This window comes from Sphingobacterium sp. UBA7253 (genome assembly GCF_002472745.1).
Classification (GTDB): Bacteria; Bacteroidota; Bacteroidia; order Sphingobacteriales; family Sphingobacteriaceae; genus Sphingobacterium; species Sphingobacterium siyangense.
In genome coordinates, this window is the sequence record NZ_DKSP01000181.1 from 1 (window position 1) to 4,470 (window position 4,470).

At 38.0% G+C, this 4,470-nt stretch carries 4 protein-coding genes and 1 pseudogene; all 5 read right to left on the minus strand.

Translation table 11 applies throughout. The features are described 5' to 3' along the window. Positions 1-340: 340 nt before the first annotated feature. Entirely contained in the window at positions 341-844 is a 504-nt protein-coding gene (locus B2X72_RS18505) for a hypothetical protein (protein ID WP_075991373.1), read from the minus strand. Between the two features lie 407 nt (positions 845-1,251). After that, the gene (locus B2X72_RS26690) at positions 1,252-1,749 is read right to left on the minus strand and encodes a DUF1772 domain-containing protein (RefSeq protein WP_312352739.1); all 498 of its coding nucleotides are present in this window, start codon (positions 1,747-1,749) and stop codon (positions 1,252-1,254) included. Between the two features lie 202 nt (positions 1,750-1,951). Continuing rightward, positions 1,952-2,725, minus strand: coding sequence for a helix-turn-helix domain-containing protein (locus B2X72_RS18510; protein WP_286850997.1), 774 nt, complete (start codon positions 2,723-2,725; stop codon positions 1,952-1,954). Between the two features lie 235 nt (positions 2,726-2,960). Continuing rightward, positions 2,961-4,082 carry an NAD(P)-binding domain-containing protein gene (locus B2X72_RS18515; protein ID WP_088160503.1) on the minus strand — a complete coding sequence of 374 codons (1,122 nt, stop codon included), beginning with the start codon at positions 4,080-4,082 and terminating at the stop codon, positions 2,961-2,963. A gap of 12 nt (positions 4,083-4,094) precedes the next feature. Beyond that, positions 4,095-4,470, minus strand: a pseudogene (locus tag B2X72_RS18520) (LLM class flavin-dependent oxidoreductase); the annotation flags it as partial.

The following is a 4,470-nucleotide window of genomic DNA, read 5'->3' on the forward strand; positions in this document are numbered from 1 at the left end:
TTAGTTTTTATTTCTATATTTGATTATAAATTGAACGTTTGCGGGCATGTTGTTGCGTGCTGTCTTGGCGCACCTAGTATATATTTAATGTTGAGAAGGCCGATAACGTGAAGAGAATATTGGTTGCTCATTATTCAGGCATGTCCGTGGCGTTCAATTGAAATAATAGGTACATGTGCGTAGGTTATCAGGGCGGGGTCGAGGCATTTTTGAATAAGTCGAACTATTCACTAAGTTGTACCTATGGACTTACCATTTACTAATCATCATATGTTTATTTTTGAAGCCAGGTTTTGAAATCTGGCTTTTTTATTTCTTATGCTATCAATTGTTGTTAATTTTAGTCTTTTACAAAGCTTACATCGGTTATTTTATAGGAAAAATTATCTTTTTCCCGTTCAGTTTCAGGTTTTTCCATTTCACTGTAGTGAACGGTTCCCTTCATCTTGAAGGTTGTATGGGAATCTAGATTGATTTTTTCTCCCTTATCGTCAAATACATAAAAGTTCTTAAGCGTATAATTTTTCTGATCTGCGGGAATTTCAAATAAAACATTGTTTTTTTCTGTCCCTACAGGTAATATAACGCTGAATGCAGTGAATTTTTCAGAACTAAATGCATGGGATTTAACTACGAAATTCATGGCCATAGTTTTTGATTTACCTGATGAGAATGTAAAGGATGGTGCATCAAATTCACCTGTTAACGTAATGGTTTTGTTTTGATTGTCGTAGTTTGATTCGATAGCTTTTACCGTATCGACAGAACTGCCATTGCAAGATGTGAACAACGCTATGGCAGAAGATACTAACAATGATGTCGAAATTAAGTGTTTTGTTTTCATGGGGAAAAATTTCATTAATTGTATATTATTTTGAACATAACATACTTCGTACTGCTATGCTCCTTTTTAATTGTAAAGACCCTTTTTATTGATAGACAACTTCGGCTCATGTATGTTTTGGCAGTTTCGTGAAGATTTCTTTGAATCATCAATATACATGCCTTCATGATGATTTAAGCTCACATTCAATAACATTCGTTGATCAATTTTTATAAAAGTAAGGTATTGAGGAAGAGGTTTTAGCACTTGATTTAAATTCGGGGGGAATGAATTTAAATTCGCATGCCTTGGGCTTTTTTTCGTCTATAAGAGATAGGTAAATGATAAACTCAAGTTTTATTTCGGCGGAAATGTCTGTAAACAGGTTGTAAGGGATTTGATCTTATACTATTAGCCCAATGTTATGATCAATTTTTTGATTTAAAAAAGACCAAGTTAATAACTAAACAGGTGATTGTAAGTAAAGAAGAGCAAGTTCGGATGTTATTCCAAAATACCCAGGGTTTTTCAAAGGCGTCACGTGCAAGTCTTAACGATTTTTCTGAAGATATCGATAGGTCTATCGAGGCTAATTGATTATTTAAGGGTACATTTTGCGTGCCTGTAACCACAAATACACCAATAATATAGCTTAGGCATGCTGCTAGGATTAGATAAAATTTTGGTGAATACAGATCAAAAAATAATATGGTAGCCATGAATAACAAAAGTGGTGCGCCTAGAAAACAGCAGTAAAAAGCTGAGTTTAGTATTTCTTTATTGATATTTTGCATCGCCATCAAAAAGGCTTTATCGTTGAGTTTATGTAGACCCAAATTGACCGAAAAGGTATACGAAAAAAACAAGCCTGATATGATAGCCGAAAATATTGTTGCCAGCGCTAAAATGATGTCTTGCGATTTCATATCTATATTTTTTTTGATGTACAATGTTTTACTGAACCTGATTCTCTAGGTGCTCTAATTTATCAAAGCATTGTTTTCTTATAGCAAATCTTTCGAAGAAGTTGAGGCTTTAAGAAATTACACACTTTCGTTGAGCTCGCCCTTAGACAATACAAAAGTTGTGATAAACAGTGAGTCAATATAGAATAAAAACGACAGTACCCTACTTTTTGTTAAATGATGTTGGCGTTGTTCCTGTGAAAGTCTTAAAGACACGAATAAAGTGCGATTGGTCGGAGAATCCATTTTCATAAACTACTTGCGTTAGCTTTTGGAAATCTTTGCTATTAAGCTGTTTCAAAGCGGCCTGAAACTGTACCATTTTAGCGAATTGTTTAGCGGACACCCCAGTTTCCTTGAAAAACCTTCTTTCAAAAGTTCGGATGTTCAATGCTTCTTTTTTTGCAATTTCCTTAATAATGATTTGGCCCTTTTTTTTGATGATTTCGAGAATTGCTCGCTGAATCGAAAAATCTATGTTATATTTCTTGCTATCGAAAAAGCTGAGGAGCGATTGTGTTAATAGTTGGATGCTGTTTTCAGCATTTGAAGATGAGAATAATGTACTGCTTAGTTGGTGGAAGGCTCTATTTGAAGGAGCATCTAGATCATAGCAGTCGTCGTTTATGCTTTCGGGCGAGATACCCCAAAATCGGCGTAATACAAATGGGTAAAATTGAAAAACGATAATCTGAAAAGGCCCTGTTACATCTATTGAAATCGGTTTTATTGTCTGACCATAGAGAAAAATCGTCGGCATCTTTTTATCATGGGGCTTGATTGTAAAATCACCATAGCATCGTTGAAACAATAGACCAGGGTAACCATCAGCATAAAAAGGTAAGTTTATGCGATCATTTTTCTGACTTTCAAATACCAGGATCGCCTTTACGAATAATGTAATGGATGTATCAGGGCTGATAATTTGAGAATTCATCAATTAACTTTGTTGGCTTTTGATTACGACCTGTTGTACGTTTAAATATACTTAAAAATCTATTATAAGATGGAGTTGCCCTGAGATTTTCATTAGCGGATTTGTAATATCATGGTATATCTAAAGTCTACACATGCAATCCGACTTATTTGAAATAAAAAAGGGGATTTTTTCTTCTCACCTCAAATAATTGTGCATGTTCCAGTAATTTAAATACTCAAAATTGAAACTACCATTATAGCTGGATCCCACTAAATGTATTTGTGTTCAGGTCGGCAGCTGAAAGCGTTTTTAGAAGTTCTCTAGCTGCGGCGCTACCTGCACGGTTTGCACCGATTGTCGATGCTGATGGACCATAACCCACGAGGTGAATTCTTGGTTCTTTAGCGACCATAGTCGCTAGTCTTCCTGCCATTTGAATGCCGCCCTGTTTTTCTTTTGGCAGCACAGCGTCTAGATGGCGCAATGAACTTTTAAAGCCTGTATTCCAAAGTATAACATCTGCTTGTTGTTCTGTTCCATCGGCCCATTTGATCCCCTTTTCTGTTATTTCTTGAAACATTGGAAAACGTTGAAGGACACCCCGTTTTTCCATCTCCTGGATTTTTGTAGAATAGGGGAGGCCCGTAACGGAAACGACAGACAAAGGTGAAAGCCCCAACCGTACACGTTCCTCTACCATAGCAACAGCATTATGCCCAGCCATGTCATCAAATGGCCCCTCTCTGAATAAAGGTGGTCGTCGTGTTACCCAGGTTGTCGTTGTAACCTTCGAGATTTGGTCCAATAGCTGTATGGCAGAAATACCGGCTCCAACAACAATAACATGTTTGCCACGAAAATACTCTGCAGTTTTAAAATCCTTTGTGTGAAGTTGCTCGCCACGAAATAATTCTGCACCTGGATAGGTAGGAATATAGGGGTTTTCCCATGTTCCGGTGGCGTTGATAATACCGAGTGCTGAGAAAAGAGTTTCTGCCGTATCGATATGAAAGCGATCTTGGTACAAGTAGACTTTTTCTACTTTAGCTGGTCGATATACTTGAAGTCCAAATTTTTCTTCATAAAGTTTAAAATAATGGGGAACAGCGGTGTTTGCCTGAACTTCCGCCCCTTTTGTTGATAAAGTCTCCTCAAACGACATGCCGGGCAAATCGTGTATTTTATTGACTGTACTTAAGGTAAGGGAGTCCCAGCGAAATTGCCAGGCTCCTCCTGGTGCAGAGGCTTCATCCAAGATGATAAAATCCGGCCCGATTTTAAGTCCGAGCTTCTTCAAATGATAAGCAGCAGAAAGTCCAGCCTGACCCGCACCAATGACTGCAATTTTTGTTTTGTAGCGAATGTTCTTTATCATACGAGAGTGGAGTTAACGCCAACCAAGTTCGGGAGCTACGTGTTCCAAAATGGCTGAAAGAATGTGGACATTGTAGTCGACCCCTAGCGTATTTGGAATGGTCAATAATAGCGTGTCTGCTTCCTGTATTGCTTCATCTTGCGCTAGTTCTTTCACGAGTTGATCTGGTTCTGCGGCATAACTTCGCCCAAAAATCGTCCGCTTGTCCGATTCTATTACCCCAATTTTATCTGTTTTGTCAGCCTCTTGCCCGAAGTAATAACGATCTAAATCATCGACCAGAGCGAATATGGATCGACTGACCGAAACGCGGGGTTCACCAGGGTGCCCTGCTTCCTTCCAGGCCTCTTTGTATAAACGTATTTGTTCGGCCTGCTGAATATGAAAA